Genomic DNA, 17,932 nt, shown 5'->3' with positions numbered 1-17,932 from the left:
CTCTCGATGTTAGCGTCCGTTCACTATCGTGGACTGTGGCGTCCACCCCAGTTCTTGTGCTCCGCACCCCAGTTTTCGTAGGTTCGAGTGATGGATCTCACGGTCTCGCCCTCGGAGTTTCCCCGCTCGCTCGACTACCCGGAGGCGCCCGTCGGGTCGCTGCTGGTCGGGGCCGCGCGCCGCTTCGGCGATCGGACGGCGTTCGCGCACGGTGACGACAGCCTGAGCTTCACCGACACCTACCGGGCCGCCTGCCGGTTCGCCAACGCACTACGAGCTGACGGGATCGGGCACGGCGACGTGGTCGCGATCCATCTGCCGAACTGCCTCGCGTATCCCGTCGCCTACTACGGAACCTTGCTGGCCGGAGCCACTTTCAGCCCGGCGAATCCGCTACTGCCACCCGACGATCTGGCCTTCCAGCTCGCCGACTGCGGCGCCGTCGCGATCGTCACCTTCGGACCGCTTTCGCAGAGTGTGGACGTCGTTCGCGACCGGACCTCGGTACGGCGCGTCATCGTCGTCTCGCCGACGAGCGAGGACCAGCCGAGCTTCGACGCGTTCCTCGATGGACAGCCGGAAACTCGCCCCGACGTGCCGATCGACCCCTATCGGGACCTCGCGCACCTGTCCTACACGGGCGGCACCACCGGGCGCTCGAAGGGTGTGCGGCTGCCGCATCGCAACGTCGTCGTCAACACGCTGCAGTGCGCGGCGCTGCAGACCGGATCACTGCCCGCGGTCGACGAAGACGGAAATCCGACCCTCGATCAGGTCGGCGACCCGGACGAATGGCCGACGCGCCTCGGCGCAGGCGTGGCCATCAACCTGACGCCGTGGTTCCACGCCATGGGAACGATCGGCGGCCTCAACATCCCCGTGCTGACCGGCGTCAGCATCCACCTGCACGACCGCTTCGACCCGCCCGCGTACTGCGCCGACGCCGAACGCCTGCGGGTGCACACCATCGCGGGCGCGCCCGCGTTGTTCGCCGCGCTGCTGACCTGCCCCGACTTCCACACGCGGGACCTCTCCTCGGTCCAGGTGCTCAGTTCCGGCGCGGCGCCGCTGCCGCACGAGATGATCAAGGCCTTGCAGAAACGGCTTCCCGGCGTGCCGATCGCCGAGGGCTACGGCCTGACCGAGGTCACCATGGGCGGCGTCATCTCGCCGCCGTACCGCTCGGGGCTGCGCAAGGTCGGCTCGGTCGGGGTGCCTCTGTTCGACACCGAGGTCAAGGTCGTCGCGGCCGAGGGCGGCGAGGAACCGTTGCCGCCCAACACCGAAGGCGAGGTCTGCCTGCGCGGCCCGCAGGTGATGGCCGGGTACCTGAACCGGCCGGAGGAGACCGCGGCCGCGCTCGTCGACGGCTGGCTGCACACCGGCGACATCGGCGTGCTCGACGACGACGGCTACCTGTCCATTGTGGACCGCAAGAAGGACATGCTGCTGTACAAGGGTTACAACGTCTACCCACGCGAACTCGAGGAGCTGCTGATCGCGCATCCGGCCGTCACCGCGGCCGCCGTGGTCGGACGGCCGCGGGCCGATGTCGGCGAGCTGCCGGTCGCCTTCGTGGTCAAGGCGACCGACACCACGGCCGAGGAGATCCTCGCCGACATCAACGCGAAAGTGTTGCCCTACAAGCGAATTCGCGAACTCAAGTTCGTCGACGAGATCCCGGTCTCCGCGGCGGGCAAGATCCTCAAGCGGGAACTCCGGCAACAGCTTTAGCCCGAAAGCCACTTTCGGCAGATCGCATCTGACGAAAGTGGCTTTCGGGCTAAAACCTACGAGCCCTGGACCTTGGAGCGCAGGGCGGCGTCCTTGTCGAGGACGAGCTTTTCGAGGTCGGCCTGGAAGCGGGTCATCTTCTTGCGCAGGTCCTCGTCGAACGCGGCGAGCATGCGCACGGCCAGCAGGCCGGCGTTGCGGGCGCCGCCGACCGACACGGTCGCGACCGGGACGCCGGCGGGCATCTGGACGATCGAGAGCAGCGAGTCCATGCCGTCCAGGTACTTCAGCGGGACCGGGACGCCGATGACCGGCAACGGCGTGGCCGAGGCGACCATGCCGGGCAGGTGCGCGGCGCCGCCGGCGCCCGCGATGATCACCTTGAGGCCGCGGGTGACGGCCGACGTCGCGTAGTCCAGCATGCGCTGCGGGGTGCGGTGCGCCGAGTAGACGCCGACCTCGTAGGACACGCCGAACTCGTCGAGCGCCTGACCGGCCGCCTCCAGCACGGGCCAGTCCGAGTCGCTGCCCATGATCACGCCCACCTGCGGCGCCATGATGTTCTCCTAGTGGATCTCGTGGCCGTCCAGCCAGACGGCGTGGGACAGCCAGTGTGCGGACAGCAGCGCGCGGTCGCGCAGCTCTTCCATGCGGTCACCGAGGAATGTGACGTGACCGAGTTTGCGTCCGGGCCGTTCTTCCTTGCCGTACAAGTGAACCTTGGCGTCCGGATAGCGGGCGAAGAGGTGGTGGACGCGCTCGTCCGGGCCCATCGACGGCTTCTCGTCGGCGCCGAGCACGTTGCCCATCACGCAGGCGGGCTTGAGCAGTTCGGTCGCGCCGAGCGGGTAGTCGAGCACGGCACGCAGGTGCTGCTCGAACTGCGAGGTGCGCGAGCCGTCCATGGTCCAGTGGCCCGAGTTGTGCGGCCGCATGGCGAGCTCGTTGACCAGCACGCCGTCCTCGGTCTCGAACAGCTCGACCGCCAGCAGGCCGACGACGTTGAGCTGGGATGCGATACGCAGCGCCAAATCCTGGGCGAACTGCGTCAGGCCGTCGCTCAGTCCCGGCGCGGGCGCGAGCACCTCGGTGTTGATGCCGCCGCGCTGCACGGTCTCGACCACCGGCCACGCGGCGCCCTGGCCGAACGGCGAGCGGGCGACCAGCGCGGACAGCTCACGCTTCATGTCCACTTTGGACTCGACGAGCAGCGGTGTGCCCGCGGCCAGCAGCTCGGGGACGACCTCGCGCGCGTGCTGCGCGGTGTCGAGCATCCAGACGCCGCGGCCGTCGTAGCCGCCCTCGGCCGCCTTGAGCACGACCGGCCACGAGTGCGCCTCACCGAACGCCGCCACGTCCTCCACAGAGGACACTTCGGCGAACGCCGGGCCCGCGATGTCCATCCCGGCCATCATCTCGCGCATGACCAGCTTGTTCTGCGCGAACGCCAGCGCCTCCGGGCCCGGCCGCAGCGTGTGGCCTTCCTGGGCGAGCTGGTACATGTGCTCCCACGGGACGTGCTCGTGGTCGAAGGTCACCACGTCGACGTCCTTGGCGAACGCGCGCAGCGCGTCGAGGTCCGTGTGGTGACCCTGGACGACCTTGCCCGCGACGAGCCCGGCGGACTCGTTCTCACCGGCGGCCATGACGTGCAGCGACTGGCCGAGTGAGATGGCGGCCTGGTGCGTCATCCTGGCGAGCTGGCCGCCGCCCACCATGCCGACGATCGGAAGACCCGTGTGTTTGTCCATAGCGAGGTAAAGACTACTGAGCGGGTACCGGGACGGTTCGCAGGAGCCGGACTTCGCGGACGGCGAGCACCACCAGCACCAGCGCCGCTGCCAGCACGTACGCGTTCCCGAGCACGGAAAGTCCGATGCCCCAACGGAATTCGTGGTCGCCGCCGTTCGGCACCAGCATCACCACACAGCAGGCGAACAGCGCCGCGACCGCGAACCCGGCCAGCCGGTGCCCGCGCGTGACGAGCAGCACGACCAGCGGCACCGACCACACCCAGTGATGCGTCCACGAGACGGGTGACAGCAGCAGCGCGTAGAACGCCGTCACCAGCAACGCGCCGTGGTCGTCGCCGCGCCGGTGCAGCCGCCACACCAGCCAGACCGCGGGCACCGCGAGCACGGCGCCGATGGCCAGCGCGACCGTCAGAGACCAGGGCGCGAGGTGGGAGGCGCGGCTGACCATGCCGTTCAGCGACTGGTCGAAGATCCAGTGCACCGCGCCGACCCGGCCGGGGTCGCCCATGAGCGACCAGTACTTGGCCGCGTCCGACGGGATCACCACGAACATCAGTGCTTGCAGGCCTACGAAGGTGCCCAGCGCGCGGAACGCGTCGGCCCGGCGTCCGGTCAGGAACAGGTGCGGGATGAAGATCAACGGCGTCAGCTTCACGGCCGCGGCCATGCCGATCAGCACGCCGCCCCAGCGCGAGCCGCGACGGCAGACGACCAGCACGTCGACCACGATGACGGCCATCAGTATCAGGTTGATCTGCCCGAGGAACAGCGTCTTCCACACCGGCTCCAGCGCCAGCGCGCCGGCCACGGCGGCGGGCAACCACAGCGTCCGGACACCGAACACCCGGATGACCACGGCCAGCGAAAGCACCGAAAGCGCCGACACGACGCCCCAGATCAGCCCTTGCGGGATCGCGACGAGCGGCAGGAACAGCAGCGCGGCGGCAGGCGGATACGTGAACGGCAGGTTCACCCACGACGGCAGCGTGGTCAGCATGCGATCGCTGTAGACCTGCTCGCCCTTCAGCATGGTCAGCGCGCCCGCGCGGTAGACAGCACTGTCCGCGCCGAGGTGCCAGCCGGCCAGCCAGCCGACGATCCCGACCGTGAGCGCCGCCGCGATCAGGAGCGCGACGAGGGCCTTAGCCGACTTCGGCAGCACTCGCCCGCCGTTTCTGAAGACCCCACCGCAGCGTGATCGCGGCGAACAGCACGAGCGGCATCAGGATGTACGCACTGCCGAGGATGTTCTGCCACACCTTCCAGTGCAGCTCGACATTGCGGCCGTTCGGCAACAGCAGCAGCACGCAGCTCACGAAGACGTAGAACACCGCCACCGTGCCCAGCCAGCGCCGCCACGCCTTCGCGGGCGAGGTCTGCGGCAGCCGCGAGACCAGCAGCACGATCAGCGGGACCACCCAGACCCAGTGGTGAGACCAGGAGACCGGCGAGATCAGCAGGATCCAGAACGCGGTGACCAGCAGCGCGGCCAGCGCCTGCCCCTTCTTGTGGAACTTCAGCATCAGCCACAGCGCCGGGATGGCCAGCACGATGCCGATGCCCATGGCCGCCTTCGACGCCCAAGGCGCGAGGTCGGACGCGCGGTTGAGCAGCGCGTTCAGCGACTGGTTGCCGGCCCAGTGCACCGGGCCGATGCGGCCGGTGTCGGGCAGCGTGACCGTCCAGTACCTGGCCGCGTCGTGCGCGTTGACCAGGAACATCGCGCCCTGGATCACGATGAAGGTGACGAACGCGCGCACCGCGTCCATCCGGCGCCCGGTGACGAACAGGTGCCCGATGAAGACCAGCGGGGTCAGCTTGATCGCCGCCGCGACGCCGACCAGCACGCCTCCCCAGCGTGAGCCGCGGGCGCCGATCACCAGGATGTCGAGCATGATCAACGCCATCAGGATGATGTTGATCTGGCCGAGGAAGATCGTCCGCCACACTGGTTCGAGCGCGAAGAAGACCAGGAAGAACGCCAGCGTCGAGCGCGCGGGCGAGGCCCACCAGCGCGGGCCGTCCGCGGCGGGGCGCGGCAGCGCGCCGATCGCGATCCGGATGACCAGCGCGAGCGCGGCGAGCGACACCGCGGTCAGCAGGCCCCAGGCGACCTGCGCCGGAAAGAACGCCAGCGGGATGAAGAAGGCGGCGGCGGACGGCGGGTAGGTGAACGGCAGCAGCGCCCACCACGGCTCCGGGATCAGCGTGTTCGCGTCGTAGAGCGGGTCGCCGTTGAGCAGCGTGATCGCGCCGGCGCGGTAGACCGCGCTGTCCACGCCGAGAACCCAGTCGTGCTGCCAGCCCCAGAAGCCGACCCCGATCGCGACCAGCGGCGCCAGCGCGAGAATGAAGATCGACTTCGGTCGGTGGAACAGGCGCGCGATCGACCTGCGCAGCGCGAGTCGATGCTGGGAAGGGCTGGCCGAAGCTTCGCCGTCAGCGGCGGCGGGTACGGTCCGGGTCACCCCATCAGGAAATCATGACGGGCTTTTCACCGGTCAGGAAGCCCCTAAGAGCGGGCGTGGGCGTCCAGCAGCTCACAGGCGCCGTGATGCGACGGCGGCAGGCGGACGATCGAGATCCGCGCCGGTTCGATGTCGCGGAGCTGGGAGTCGATGGACAGCCGCTCGTTCAGCTCGCGCCGCAGCAGGACACCCCGCGAGGCGATGCGCCCGTCACGCGGGACCAGCGCCGCAGCCGTCGACGGCCCGAGCGAAGCGACGCTCTCACCGCCGTCGAACACCGCCCGGATGGCGTCGGCGACCAAGATCATGCCGGTCAGCCGTGACCAGCCGGCGACGCCCGAGAAGTCCATCGAGACCACGAGCAGCAGATGCTCCTCGGCCGCGGCGCGCTCGTCGCGCTCGGCCTGGCGGTAGATCTCGCCGAGCCGGGTGCGCAGGTACGCGGCGGTCGGCAGGCCGGTCAGCGGATCGGTGACCTCGGTGTGCGCGATCTGGTCGGTGGCGACGTCCGCCCAGGCCAGTGCGGTGAGCCGGATCAGCCGCGCCGGTGTGGTGTCCGGATCGGGTGCGACGAAGCCGTCGGCGGTGCCGGGTTCGGCCAGCACGGCGTGCAGTGCCGCCAGGTCGTTGAGGGTTTCCGCGAGCCCGGCGCCCGCCGCGGCCCGCGCTCTCCCGAGTCCGGCGAGCGCCACCTCGGCGCGGCCGCCGCGCAGCAGCGCCGCACAGACGGCGTCGACTTCGGGCAATGCCCAATCGCTCGGAAATCGCCAGCCCGCGGCGATACTGGCAGCACGCCAACGCGCGCGCAGTGTCCGAAGCGGAGTGTCCACATCGCCGGGTGACGACGCGGGTTCGCCGTTTCCGAACAGAGCCGGCACATCCACTGGCTACGCCCTCTCGTTTGATCTTCCGACGAGGTGACGCGATGGACGGGCACACGTGACGGTGATTTCGAAGGAAGCTTTTTCGCGTTTTGCGCGAGCTCACCCCCGGGGGTGGGTGAAATTTTTGCATCCTCCGGGTCATCGGCCGCCCCTTTCCGTGACGACGGCCGCCCCGTCCGTCACACTGAGCGCTGCGTCAAGTCCAGACCTAGGAGTGCCGTGTCCACCGTCCCCGCGGATCTCAGCAGCAAGAGCGATGCCGAGCTCATCGAATCCGTGCGTCACGGCCAGATCGCCGCTTACGGCACGCTGTACGAACGGCACGCCGGCGCCGCGCACAACCTGGCCCGCCAGCTCGCGCGGTCCGGCGCCGAGGCCGACGACCTGGTGTCGGAGGCGTTCGCCAAGGTTTTGGACACGTTGCGTGCCGGAAAGGGTCCCGATTCAGCCTTCCGTGCCTATCTGCTGACCGCACTCCGTCACACCGCGTATGACAAGACGCGTAAGGACAAGCGCGTCGACCTCACCGAGGACATGACCGACGTCGGTGGCGCGGTCGGCGAGGCGCTGACCGTCCCGTTCTCCGACACCGCGGTCGCCGGGCTCGAGCGCACGATGGCCGCGAAGGCGTTCGCGCGGCTGCCCGAGCGCTGGCAGGCCGTGCTGTGGCACACCGAGATCGAGCAGCAGTCGCCCGCCGAGGTCGCGCCGCTGCTCGGGCTGACCGCGAACGGCGTCTCCGCGCTCGCCTACCGCGCGCGTGAAGGCCTGCGGCAGGCGTATCTGCAGGTCCACCTGGCCGAGACGTCGGCGGAGCGCTGCCGCGCGACCGCCGAGCGGCTGGGCGCGTGGACCCGCGACGGACTGTCCAAACGGGAGAAGAACCAGGTCGAGACGCACCTCGACGAATGCGAGCGCTGCCGCTACCTCGCGGCCGAGCTCGCCGACGTCAACGGCGGCCTGCGCCTCATCATCGCGCCGATGGTGCTCGGTGGCGGGGTGCTCGGCTACCTCGCGGCGGTCGGCGCCGCCAAGGCGAGCGCGGCGACGGCCGGTGCCGTCTTCGGCGCGGCCGCGGCCGCGGGCTCCGGTTCGGGTGGCGCGGCCGCGGGTGCGGCGGCCGGACCGCGTCAGTTCGCCAGCGTCGCCGCGTCCGGGGTGGCCGTCGCGGCCGCCGTCGCGGTGGCACTCGCCGCGGGTGGCGGCACGCAGGAGATCCCGGCGGCCGTGCAGGCACCCGCCGCCGTGGCGCCCGCGACACCGCCGCCTCCTCCCCCACCGCCGCCTCCGAAGCCCGCCGTGCCGACGCCGAACCCGCCGCCCCCGGCGCCGACGCCCACGCCCACGCCTGAACCGGCTCCCGAACCGACGCCGACTCCCGCTCCGCCGACGCCGTCGGAAACCCCGACTCCGACACCGGAGCCTCCGCCTCCGCCGCCACCGGCGAAGGTCATCGCCGCCGGGCCCGCGCAGGGCGTCCAGCTGCAGCCGGGTTCCGGCCCGGTCAACATGCCGATCACCGTCAAGAACGACGGCGGCACCAAGTCCGAGCCGGTGCAGGCCGAGCTGAAGCTCCCGCCCGGCGTCACGGCCGTGCCCGCCGGTGGCGGCAACGCGCCGCAGAGCCTCGCGCAGGAACAGCCGGGCCCGATCGCCGTCGCGTGCCCCGGCGGCACCGGCACGATCGTCTGCAAGACGGGCACCGGGCTCGAACCCGGCCAGTCGGCGGTGCTCACGTTCCGCCTGGTCGCCGACGACACCGCGAAGACCGGCACGCTCACCGGCTCGGTCAGCGCGGGCACCGAGATGCAGGTCCAGGTTCAGGTCAAGGTCGACGTCAAACCGCCGCCGGACGCGCTCGCGCTGAAGGTCACCAGCGCGTGGGACTCGGCGCTGCCCTGGGTGCGGCACCCGGTCGTGCACGTGTCGGTCCGCAACACCGGGCCGACCACCAAGCCGGTCACCGTCACCTTCGACTACCCGGGCCAGCTGATCCTCGGCAACTGGCGCGCCAAGTGCGCCCCGATCGCCGACGGCACGTCCTGCGTCAGCAAGGACTCGCTGAAGCCGAACGAGCACCTCGACCTCTGGCTCGCGCTGGACCGCCGCCCGCCCCGCGAACAGGGCGTCACCGTCTCGGCGAAACTCGGCGTGGCTTCGGCTTCGCAGACGTTGTTCTTCGACTGCCACGGCCGCCTCTGCCAGGTCGACCCGGCGCCGCCTTCCGAGGCGACTTTGACGCCGAGCACCTCACCGACTTCGCCTACCAAGAAACCGACTTCGAAGACGAAAACACCGGAATCGACGAAGCCGTCCGAGGAACCGACGACCGAAAGCAAGCAGGAGCCGACCACCAGCGCTCCGCCGACGCCAGAGCCGGTTCCACCAGGGGAAACCGGTCGCGAAGTACTCCCCGGTATCAGGCTGCCGTTCTGACCGGAGTAGCTTCTGGCGCATGCCGAGCCTGCGGGCGCAGCTGACCAAACATCGCGAACTCTTACGTTTCGCGATCGTCGGGGGAATCAGCTTCGCGATCACCACCGCGATCAACTACGCGCTGAAACTGACCGTGCTGACGGACAAGCCGACCATCGCTTTGGCGATCGGCGTCCTGGTCGCCACGATCTTTTCCTACGTCGCGTCCCGCGAATTCGCCTTCGACACCCGAGGCGGCCGCGAAAACCGCCACGAGGCCGCGCTGTTCTTCATCATCAGCGCGATCTCACTCGGCCTGAACGCGCTGCCGCTCTTCCTCGCGCGCAACCTGTTCCACATCCACACGCCGCACGTCAGCTACGCCTTTCAGGAGACCTCCGACTTCGTGTGCGGCATGATCCTGGGCACCCTCCTCGGCACGGTCTTCCGCTTCTGGGCCCTGCGCAAGTGGGCCTTCCCCGAAGCCGACGCCCGCCCCCGCGTCGTCCGCGGCGGCAACCGCCGCCCGACCCCAGCCCTCACCGACGAAAAAGCCGCCTGACCCAGGCCTTCCCCACCCACGCCGCACCTCCCGAATGCGTCCTTCGGTCCGCAGCAGGACCCCAATGCGTCCTTCGGTCCCTGCCAAGTCCCCAATGCGGCTTTCGGTCCCTGCCAAGTCCCCAATGCGGCTTTCGGTCCCTGCCAAGTCCCCAATGCGGCTTTCGGTCCGTGGCACCTCCCGAATGCGTCCTTCGGTCCGTACCAGGTCCCCAATGCGTCCTTCGGTCCCTGGCAGGTCCCCAATGCGTCCTTCGGGACCTGGCGTGAGCCCGAAAGCCACGTTCGTCAGGTCCTGAAGCCCGAAAGCCACGTTCGTCAGATCGCATCTGACGAAAGCCACTTTCGGGCTTCGGCGAGCGGGGCGGAAACGGACATTGGGGGCGGAAAGGCGTCTGACCTGCGCCGTGACCGTCACCACTGGGTTTTCCTCCTGGCGCACAGGTCTGTGAACGCGTAACCGGCGATACGTAGACTGCGATTCGTGGCCGTCGTCGAAACCGTGCTCGCGCACACGCCAGAACCCTTGCGCCGTGTGCTGATCAAGCATCGCGAACTGCTGAAGTTCGGCATCGTCGGCGGCACGACCTTCGTGGTCGACAACGGGATCTGGTACCTGCTGAAGCTCAGCGTGCTGTACTCGAAGCCGACGACCGCGAAGGCGATCGCGATCATCATCGCGACCATCGTGTCGTACATCCTCAACCGCGAATGGTCTTTCCGTACCCGCGGCGGCCGGGAGCGGCACCATGAGGCCGCGTTGTTCTTCCTGGTGAGCGGTACCGCCGTGGTGGTCAACCTGATCCCGTTGTACGTGTCGCGGTACGTGCTGGACCTGGAGGTCCCGCATGTGACGCGGTTCGTGCAGGAGTTCGCGGACTTCGCGAGCGGGTCGATCATCGGCATGCTGCTGGCGATGGTGTTCCGGTTCTGGGGTTTCAAGCGCTGGGTGTTCCCCGACGAACTCGGCAAGCGGCGCCGCGACGAAGAGCCGGAAGCCGACGTCACGCCGCTGCGGCCGTAGCTCACACGGCTCGGAGCCAGACAGGCGAAAGACGAGCACGACCGTGTGATCACCCGTGTTGACCTGCGAAATTCCCCGATAACGTTCGCGAACGCACTATCCGTGAACTGTCGAACTCGGGGAGTAGCGAAATGAGCAGACGAATCGGCCGGTTGACCGCGGTTTCCGCGCTGGCGCTGGCTTGCCTGGTGGCGCCGGGCAGCGCGGCCGTCGCGACCGCGTGCGCCGGGGAGAACACGTCGACCGGTGGCGCGTTCGCCGACGGCGGCGAGCTCAGTCCGGCCAAGGCGGAAGCCGCGCAGCGGAAACTGAAAACGGGCACACCGAGGATCGGGCAGGTGAGCATTCCGGTCCATTTCCACGTGATCAGTGACGGCGCGAAAGGCGCCGTCTCGATCCAGCGGCTGAGCAAGCAGGTCGACGTGCTCAACCAGACGTTCTCCGGCACCGGTTTCGCCTTCACCGCCGCGAGCGCGACGTCGTACGACCGGGCCGACCTGTTCTACGACCAGTCGCTCACCTCCCCGCCGGGCGCCCGCGAGATCGCGATGAAGAAGGCCATGCGCAAGGGTGGCGTGCGCGACCTGAACATCTACACGGTGCAGACCGACGAGAGCGCGCTCGGCTGGGCCACTTTCCCTTGGGACTACAAGGAAAACCCGCAACTCGACGGCGTGATCCTCAATCACGACGTGCTGCCCGGCGGCGCCTTCGTCGGGCTGAGCACCGGCAAGATCGGGACGCACGAGGTCGGCCACTGGCTCGGCCTGCTGCACACCTTCCAGGGTGTCGGCTGCGAGCCGCCCGGTGACTACGTCGACGACACCCCGGCGCAGGACACCGCCAGCCGGGGCGGCTGCCCGACGAGCCAGGACTCGTGCCCGTCGCCCGGCGACGACCCGATCCACAATCACATGGACTACACCAATGATCTCTGCCGGACGATGTTCACGCCCGGCCAGGTGACCCGCATGCAACAGGCCTGGAACGCCTTCCGCGCCTAGGCCGAAGAGGGATCGTGAGTGGTATGGCCGGTTCTAACCGGCCGTACCACTCACGACCCCGTTAGCCCGTTTGGCGAAAAGGTAGGCCTGCGAGAGACTTCAGCACGTGTTTAATTCCGGGGGCAGATGGCCGCGCGACTCCGTCGCCGTCATGCTGCTCTCGCTGGCGTTCCTCGCCATCGCGGCGGCCGGGATCGCCTGGCGTGGCGCGGCGCCGTCCGACGGGACCAAGATCAATGTCGGCGACTCGGTGACCTCGACCGAGGCGGTGACCGTCCAGGCCATCGTCGCCGACACACCGCTGCGGGTCGGCGACCGGATCGTCGCCATCGACGGCGAAAAACCCGACCATGTGTTCAACGGCGTTTCCGTCCACGCCGGCCAGGCGCTGCGCTACGACATCGTCCGCGACGGCCGCGCCCAGTCGATCGACGTGACGCTGCGCGAATACCCGGTGCTGGCGAGTGTCGTGCGCGGATGGCCGTCGCTGCTGGTCAACGTCGTGCTGCTGGTCACCGCGCTGGTGATCTTCCTGGTCAGACCGAGGGACCAGGCCGCGCACGCGGCGATCCTGCCGTCGTCGATCGGGGCGGCGACGCTGGCCTGGTCCGGCTACTTCCAGCTCCAGGCGCTCGACCTGGTCGCCGGCACGCAGTTCTGGCGCTGGTGGGGCGGGCAGCTGACGTTCGCGCTGCTGTGGGGCGGGATCCTGCATTTCGCGCTCGCGTTCCCCGAGACCTCGGCGTACCGGAACTACCGCAGGGCGGTGCTCGCGGGCTACGCGGGCCCGCTCGTCTGCTACGCGCTCGTCGCCGCGTTCGCGTTGCTCACGCTGGACAATCCGCTGGCGAGACTGGCCGTCGCCGGGTCGCCCGCGCTGCCCGCGGTGGCGGTCTACCCGGCGCTGATCGTGGTCACGCTCGTCACCAGGTACTTCCGGACCCGCGATCCGCAGCTGCGCCGCCGGATGCGCTGGGCGGCCGCCGCGGTCGCGGGCGGCGCGCTCGTCTACCTGTTCGTGTGGATACTGCCCGCCGCGCTCTTCGGCAGCCCGCCGTTCCCGATCCAGTATCAGACTTTGACGTTCCTGCCGATCCCGCTCGCCGTGACCGTGGCGATCCTGCGGCACAAGGCACTCAACATCGACGTGGTGCTGTCGCGCTCGCTGGTCTACGGCACGCTCAGCGTCGGGCTGGTCGGGCTCTACATCGGCGTGGTCACCCTGCTCAGCCAGGCGTTCCCGCCGATGGACCGGCTGTGGCAGCAGGCGATCGCCGCCGCGGCCATCGCGATCGCCGTGCAGCCGCTGCGCGCGTGGCTGCAGTCGATCATCAACCGGCGGCTGTTCGGCGAGCGGACCGATCCGTACCACGTGGTGTCGTCGCTGGCGAAGCGGCTCGAAGGGGTGCGCGCGCCCGCCCAGCAGCTCGACGCGATGGTCGAGACGATCGGCACGCAGCTGCGCCTGTCGTACGTGGCCATCGAACTCGACCGGACGCGCGGCAGCGAGAAGGCCGCGAGCTTCGGGGAGCCGACCGCCGACTCGCACCGGCTTCCGCTGACCTACCAGGGCGAGCTGGTCGGGCAGCTGGTGATCGCCCGCCGCGGCCAGCGTGAAGTGCTCGGCCGCAAGGAGCGCTCGGTGCTCGCCGAGGTCGCGCTGCACGCCGGGACCGTGGTGCACACCGCGCGGCTGACCGCCGACCTCATCCGCAGCCGCGACCGCCTGGTCTCCGCCCGCGAGGAGGAACGCCGACGGCTACTACGCGAGCTGCACGACGGCGTCGGCCCGACACTCGCCGCCGTCACGCTCGGCCTGCACGCCGGCCGTCGCAGCCTGCCGTCCGGCACGGCGGCCGAACCGCTGCTCGAACGGCTTCAGCAGACGCTGAGCGGCGCGGTCACCGAGATCCGCAGGCTCGCGCACGACCTGCGCCCGCCCGCGCTGGAGAGTCTCGGCCTGCTCGGGGCGGTCGAGGAGTACATCGGCAACGTCGACGGCCACGGCATGGCGATCACCATGGACACCCCGGCCGAGCTGCCGCCCATGCCGCCCGCGGTCGACGTCGCCGCGTACCGGATCATCTGTGAGTCACTCACCAACGTCACGCGACACGCACGGGCCAACAACTGCACGGTACGTATCCAGGTGGGGTCCGAGTTGCTCTTGGAAGTGATCGATGACGGTGTCGGCATCCGGGAGCGTGGCGGTGGTGGGATCGGGCTCGGCTCGATGCGCGAGCGGGCCACCGAGCTCGGTGGTGAGTTCAAGGCGGAGAAGATGACTTCAGGCGGGACCCGTATCCGCGCGACGTTGCCACTTCCAGGAGACAGCAAGTGAGCGAGGAATCGCTGAGAGTGATGGTGGTCGACGACCACCCGCTGTTCCGGTTCGGCGTCTGCACGCTGCTGACCTCGGAACCGACCATCGAGGTGGTCGGCGAGGCGGCCAGCGGGGCGAACGCGGTCAGCGCCGCGACGGCGTTGAAACCCGATGTCGTGGTGATGGACCTGCATCTGCCCGACATCAGCGGCGTCGAGGCGACCAGGCGGATCGTCGCCGAATGCCCGGAAGCGGGCGTGCTCATGCTGACCATGTCCGACGACAGCGAATCCGTGTTCGCGGCGATGCGTGCCGGGGCGCGCGGTTATCTGCTCAAGGACGCCGAGCCGGACGAAATCATCAGGGCGGTGCAGGCGGTCGCCCGCCGGGAGGCGATCTTCGGCCCGGACATCGCCACGCGGGTGCTCGGTTTCTTCAACAATGCCCAACCCAGCGCCGATCCGGTGTTCCCGGAACTGACCGGGCGCGAACGTGAGGTTCTCGCGCTCATCGCATCGGGGCAAAGCAATTCGGCGATCGCCCAGGAGCTTTCGCTGAGCCCGAAAACAGTGCGGAACCACATCTCCAGCGTGTTCAGCAAACTGCGGGTCGCCGACCGGGCCGAGGCCATCATCAAGGCCCGTGAAGCCGGTCTCGGTAAGTGATTTCGCCGAAAGCGCAACTGATTTTCCGCCACGAAAACAGAGGCGTTCAGGCGTTTTTTCGGGCAAGTCCGGGACAACGGTCCCATGTGCTCGGGACATCCGGGCGGGCAAAGTAGCGGTATGCGCGTGGGGGGACCTCGCGTGACAGAGGGGAAGTACCGAAATGCCAGACGCGAACAGGACGCCCGTTGTGGTTCGTGCGACGGACCCGATTCTCCACAGCGGAGTGTGCATGGCACTGCGCTCCCGCGATGAAGTCCGGCTGGTCGACGGCGAGTCCGCCGACGCTTCGACGGTCGCGCTGCTGGTCACCGACCGGCTCGACGACGCGATGACCAAACTGCTGTCTTCCTTGCACCATCAGGGTTTCACCCGCATCGTGCTGGTGGCGGGCGAGGTCGACGACAACGAGATACTGAGCGCCATCGAGCACGGCGTCTGCGCGGTCGCCCGCCGCGCGGAGGCGGGCCCGGAGGTGCTCGTCCGGCTCATCAAGGCCGCCGCGGCCGGTGAGGGCGCGCTGCCGCCGGACATGCTCGGCCGCCTGCTGAACCGGGTGTCCAAGCTCCAGCGTCAGGTGCTGCAGCCGCGCGGGCTGCACATCGGCGGGATGAGCAAGCGGGAGACCGAAGTGATCCGGCTGGTCGCTTCCGGGCTTTCGACGCAGGAGATCGCCGATGAGCTCTGCTACTCCCAGCGCACGGTCAAGAGCATCCTGCACGACGTGACCAACCGGTTCCAGCTGCGCAACCGCTCGCACGCCGTGGCGTACGCGCTGCGCGAAGGGCTGATCTGATTCCCTTGATCACTCAGGTCGACGACGCGCTGTGCAGGCTCATCGGCGGGCAGCTGCCCGCCGGCACGGCGGTGAGGCTGGACGCACCCAAGCCGACTTGGCAGACGGAGGCGGACATCCAGAGTGTCGACCTCTTCCTGTTCGGGCTGCGCGACGCCGGGGAGAGCGGCGCGCAGCCCGGCAAACACTGCGCGCTGACCTATCTGGTCACCGCGCGCGCGGGCAAGGTCCACGAGGAGCACCTGCTGCTGCAGCGGGCGCTCTGCGCGGTCATCGGCACCGAGTTCCTCCCGGACCACCTGCTGCCGGACGGGTTCGACGGCCAGGTCTCGGTGCGGATCGCCGACCTGGACCCGACCCGGTTGTGGACGAGCCTCGGCATGCCGGCGCGTGCCGCCTTCGTGCTCACGGTGACCGTGCCGGTGGCCGAGCTCACCGGCTCATGAGCTCGGCCTGGAACCGGCCCATCACCAAGCCGCCGAGCGAGGCGAGCGGGTCACCGAAGAAGGCGGCCCACTGCTCCGCCGAAACCGGGTTCTCCCGCTGCACCCTGCCGTTCCAGTTCGCGGTCACCTCGAGCCGGTAGCCGAGCACGCCGTTCAGTTCGAGGCCGTGCGCCGACGAGTCCACCGCACAGCGCCCGATCGAGACCTTGGTGTCCGGCGGCCGGAAATCCAGCCCGGTCTGCCGGAAGCGGGTGCCGGTACCGCCGCGCACCACGGGCGCGCCGGTGTCCAGCCCGCTGACGAACAGGCCTTTGAGTAGCGACGCGAGCGGGTCAGGCCGGTCACCGCCGCCATGCCAGACGGCGACGAGCTCACCGTCGAACGAGAGCAGCACGGAGACGGTGACCTTCCCCAGTCCGGTCGTCGCGCCGGCCACCGGACCCCTCGGCGGCTGGTAACCGTATGTCTGCGAATACACACCCAAAAGGTAGGTGGCGACGGCCACGCCGGTTGTGCCCGATCGGGCAGACCTTGGGGTGGAGAACCTGTGCGGAACTCACACCCGAACCTCAGCGAGGCACTCTTTCCGCAGGCCAGCGCACCTCCGGCACGTCGCCGGGGCGCGGCACCCGCAGGAATAGGCTGAAAACGGCAGGTCTGCTGCTGGACAGCTCCAGCCTGCCGCCGTCGGCCTCCACCAGCGCCCTGGCCAGCGCCAGCCCGACGCCGGTCGACCCGCCGCCGGAGAACCCGCGCTCGAACACGTGCGGCGCCAGCTCGTCCGGCACGCCCAGCCCGGTGTCGCTGACCTCGACCACGACGGTGCCCTCGGCGTCACCGCGCCTGGCGGCGATGGTGACCGTGCCGGCGCCGTGGCGCAGCGCGTTGTCGAGCAGCACGCCGATGACCTCACGCAGCCGTCCCGGCGTCACCCGCGCCATCAGGCCGTCCGCGACCCGCACCCGCAGGTTGCGGCCTTCCGCGCGCAGCAGCTGGCGCCATTCCTGGCAGATCTCCGGCATCGCGGCGGCGAGTTCGACCGGTTCGGCGCCGACCTCGCTGGCCGCGCGGGCGGCGGCGAGCAGCTCTTCGAGTGCCTCGGCGAGCCGGTCGGCCTGCTCCTGAGCGGCACGCGACTCGTCGACGACGTCCGGGTCCGGATGCACGGTGAGCGGCTCCAGCCGCAGCTGCAAGGCGGTCAGCCTGCTGCGGAGCTGATGCGAGACGTCACCGACGAGCTGGCGTTCCCGCTGCACGATCTGGGCGAGCGCGGTCCCGGAGGTGTCGAGCGCCTCGGCGACCATGTCCAGCTCGCCGACCCCGTACCGGCTCGGGTCGGGCCGGAAGTCGCCGCCGCCGAGTTTCGCCGCGCGCTCGGCGACGTGCCGCAGCGGCTTCGCGAGCCGCCGCGCGGTGACGGTCGCGACGACCGTGCCGGTGCCGACCGAAAGCGTCACGACCAAGACCACGAGCAGCACCACCTGGCCCTGCCTGGTCCGCATCGGCTCGGCGGGGATCGCCAGCGTGACCGAACCCTCGTGCGCGATCGGCGCGGACTCGGAGATCTGTTCCGGACCGGGATCGGTGCCGGTGCGCCGTTCCATCTCGCCCGGCAGGTCGACGACCATGAGGCTGTCCGATGGCGCGGCCAGCTTGGCCGGCCCGAGGTCGATGACCGCGCCGGGCGCGGCCAGCTGGTCGTCGAGCACGGTGGCGGCCCGCCGCACCGAAGCGGCGAGGCTCTCCCGTTGCAGTGTCTCGACGAGTTCCCAGGCGACCACGCCGAGCGGGATGCCCAGCGCGGCGCCCGTCACGGCGACGGCCAGCAGGATGGCCAGCAGGATGCGGCGGCGCACGG

Annotated in this window: 16 protein-coding genes; 9 read left to right on the top strand and 7 right to left on the bottom strand. The window is 69.6% G+C overall.

Going from position 1 to position 17,932, the window contains the following annotated elements; all coding sequences use genetic code 11:
- Nucleotides 1-90: 90 nt before the first annotated feature.
- A complete protein-coding gene (locus AB5J62_RS03955; RefSeq protein WP_370946745.1) occupies nt 91-1,734 on the top strand; it encodes a class I adenylate-forming enzyme family protein in 1,644 nt (547 codons plus the stop codon).
- A 56-nt stretch (nt 1,735-1,790) separates the two neighbouring features.
- Here the strand turns inward: AB5J62_RS03955 and purE are convergent, their stop codons facing one another.
- Genes purE through AB5J62_RS03930 form a run of 5 tightly spaced genes read right to left on the bottom strand, consistent with a single transcriptional unit; the run spans nt 1,791 to nt 6,840 of the window.
- A complete protein-coding gene (purE, locus tag AB5J62_RS03950) occupies nt 1,791-2,291 on the bottom strand; it encodes a 5-(carboxyamino)imidazole ribonucleotide mutase (RefSeq protein ID WP_370946744.1) in 501 nt (166 codons plus the stop codon).
- Between the two features lie 9 nt (nt 2,292-2,300).
- Nucleotides 2,301-3,485: a 5-(carboxyamino)imidazole ribonucleotide synthase gene (locus tag AB5J62_RS03945; protein WP_370946743.1), complete on the bottom strand. Its 1,185-nt coding sequence runs from the start codon at nt 3,483-3,485 to the stop codon at nt 2,301-2,303.
- A gap of 13 nt (nt 3,486-3,498) precedes the next feature.
- Nucleotides 3,499-4,650, bottom strand: coding sequence for a glycosyltransferase 87 family protein (locus AB5J62_RS03940; protein WP_370946742.1), 1,152 nt, complete (start codon nt 4,648-4,650; stop codon nt 3,499-3,501).
- Nucleotides 4,631-5,956 carry a glycosyltransferase 87 family protein gene (locus AB5J62_RS03935; RefSeq protein ID WP_370946741.1) on the bottom strand — a complete coding sequence of 442 codons (1,326 nt, stop codon included), beginning with the start codon at nt 5,954-5,956 and terminating at the stop codon, nt 4,631-4,633. The genes AB5J62_RS03940 and AB5J62_RS03935 overlap by 20 nt, the downstream gene beginning before the upstream one ends.
- Before the next feature lie 44 nt (nt 5,957-6,000).
- A complete protein-coding gene (locus AB5J62_RS03930) occupies nt 6,001-6,840 on the bottom strand; it encodes a GGDEF domain-containing protein (protein ID WP_370946740.1) in 840 nt (279 codons plus the stop codon).
- Nucleotides 6,841-7,059: 219 nt separating this feature from the next.
- On the opposite strand from AB5J62_RS03930, the gene AB5J62_RS03925 reads away from it, so the two are divergent.
- From AB5J62_RS03925 to AB5J62_RS03890, 8 genes are all read left to right on the top strand, one after another.
- Nucleotides 7,060-9,276: a sigma-70 family RNA polymerase sigma factor gene (locus AB5J62_RS03925; RefSeq protein WP_370946739.1), complete on the top strand. Its 2,217-nt coding sequence runs from the start codon at nt 7,060-7,062 to the stop codon at nt 9,274-9,276.
- A gap of 19 nt (nt 9,277-9,295) precedes the next feature.
- Entirely contained in the window at nt 9,296-9,817 is a 522-nt protein-coding gene (locus tag AB5J62_RS03920) for a GtrA family protein (RefSeq protein ID WP_370946737.1), read from the top strand.
- A gap of 483 nt (nt 9,818-10,300) precedes the next feature.
- Nucleotides 10,301-10,840: a GtrA family protein gene (locus AB5J62_RS03915; protein ID WP_091294075.1), complete on the top strand. Its 540-nt coding sequence runs from the start codon at nt 10,301-10,303 to the stop codon at nt 10,838-10,840.
- Between the two features lie 131 nt (nt 10,841-10,971).
- The gene (locus AB5J62_RS03910) at nt 10,972-11,844 is read left to right on the top strand and encodes a zinc metalloprotease (protein WP_370946735.1); all 873 of its coding nucleotides are present in this window, start codon (nt 10,972-10,974) and stop codon (nt 11,842-11,844) included.
- A 106-nt stretch (nt 11,845-11,950) separates the two neighbouring features.
- Nucleotides 11,951-14,185, top strand: coding sequence for a histidine kinase (locus tag AB5J62_RS03905; protein ID WP_370946734.1), 2,235 nt, complete (start codon nt 11,951-11,953; stop codon nt 14,183-14,185).
- 20 nt (nt 14,186-14,205) lie between these two features.
- Nucleotides 14,206-14,832, top strand: coding sequence for a response regulator (locus AB5J62_RS03900; protein ID WP_370950173.1), 627 nt, complete (start codon nt 14,206-14,208; stop codon nt 14,830-14,832).
- A gap of 163 nt (nt 14,833-14,995) precedes the next feature.
- On the top strand, nt 14,996-15,628 hold the full coding sequence (locus AB5J62_RS03895; protein WP_370946732.1) for a response regulator transcription factor: 633 nt from the start codon (nt 14,996-14,998) through the stop codon (nt 15,626-15,628).
- A gap of 5 nt (nt 15,629-15,633) precedes the next feature.
- Entirely contained in the window at nt 15,634-16,074 is a 441-nt protein-coding gene (locus tag AB5J62_RS03890) for a Pvc16 family protein (protein ID WP_370946730.1), read from the top strand.
- On the opposite strand, the gene AB5J62_RS03885 is transcribed toward AB5J62_RS03890, so the two are convergent.
- Entirely contained in the window at nt 16,061-16,552 is a 492-nt protein-coding gene (locus AB5J62_RS03885; protein ID WP_370946728.1) for a hypothetical protein, read from the bottom strand. The genes AB5J62_RS03890 and AB5J62_RS03885 overlap by 14 nt on opposite strands.
- 91 nt (nt 16,553-16,643) lie before the next feature.
- On the bottom strand, nt 16,644-17,930 hold the full coding sequence (locus AB5J62_RS03880; protein WP_370946726.1) for an ATP-binding protein: 1,287 nt from the start codon (nt 17,928-17,930) through the stop codon (nt 16,644-16,646).
- Between the last annotated feature and the right edge of the window lie 2 nt (nt 17,931-17,932).

The sequence above is a fragment of the Amycolatopsis sp. cg5 genome (assembly GCF_041346955.1).
Lineage (GTDB): Bacteria > Actinomycetota > Actinomycetes > Mycobacteriales > Pseudonocardiaceae > Amycolatopsis.
Note: the sequence above shows the minus strand (reverse complement) of the source record. Positions and strands in the feature narration are given on the sequence as shown.

Bases quoted from the DNA above. Each gene is read 5' to 3' on its own strand.
- AB5J62_RS03955 (WP_370946745.1), top strand. From the start codon at position 91: ATGGATCTCACGGTCTCGCCCTCGGAGTTTCCCCGCTCGCTCGACTAC.
- purE (WP_370946744.1), bottom strand. From the start codon at position 2,291: ATGGCGCCGCAGGTGGGCGTGATCATGGGCAGCGACTCGGACTGGCCC.
- AB5J62_RS03945 (WP_370946743.1), bottom strand. From the start codon at position 3,485: ATGGACAAACACACGGGTCTTCCGATCGTCGGCATGGTGGGCGGCGGC.
- AB5J62_RS03920 (WP_370946737.1), top strand. From the start codon at position 9,296: ATGCCGAGCCTGCGGGCGCAGCTGACCAAACATCGCGAACTCTTACGT.
- AB5J62_RS03910 (WP_370946735.1), top strand. From the start codon at position 10,972: ATGAGCAGACGAATCGGCCGGTTGACCGCGGTTTCCGCGCTGGCGCTG.
- AB5J62_RS03900 (WP_370950173.1), top strand. From the start codon at position 14,206: ATGGTGGTCGACGACCACCCGCTGTTCCGGTTCGGCGTCTGCACGCTG.
- AB5J62_RS03895 (WP_370946732.1), top strand. From the start codon at position 14,996: ATGCCAGACGCGAACAGGACGCCCGTTGTGGTTCGTGCGACGGACCCG.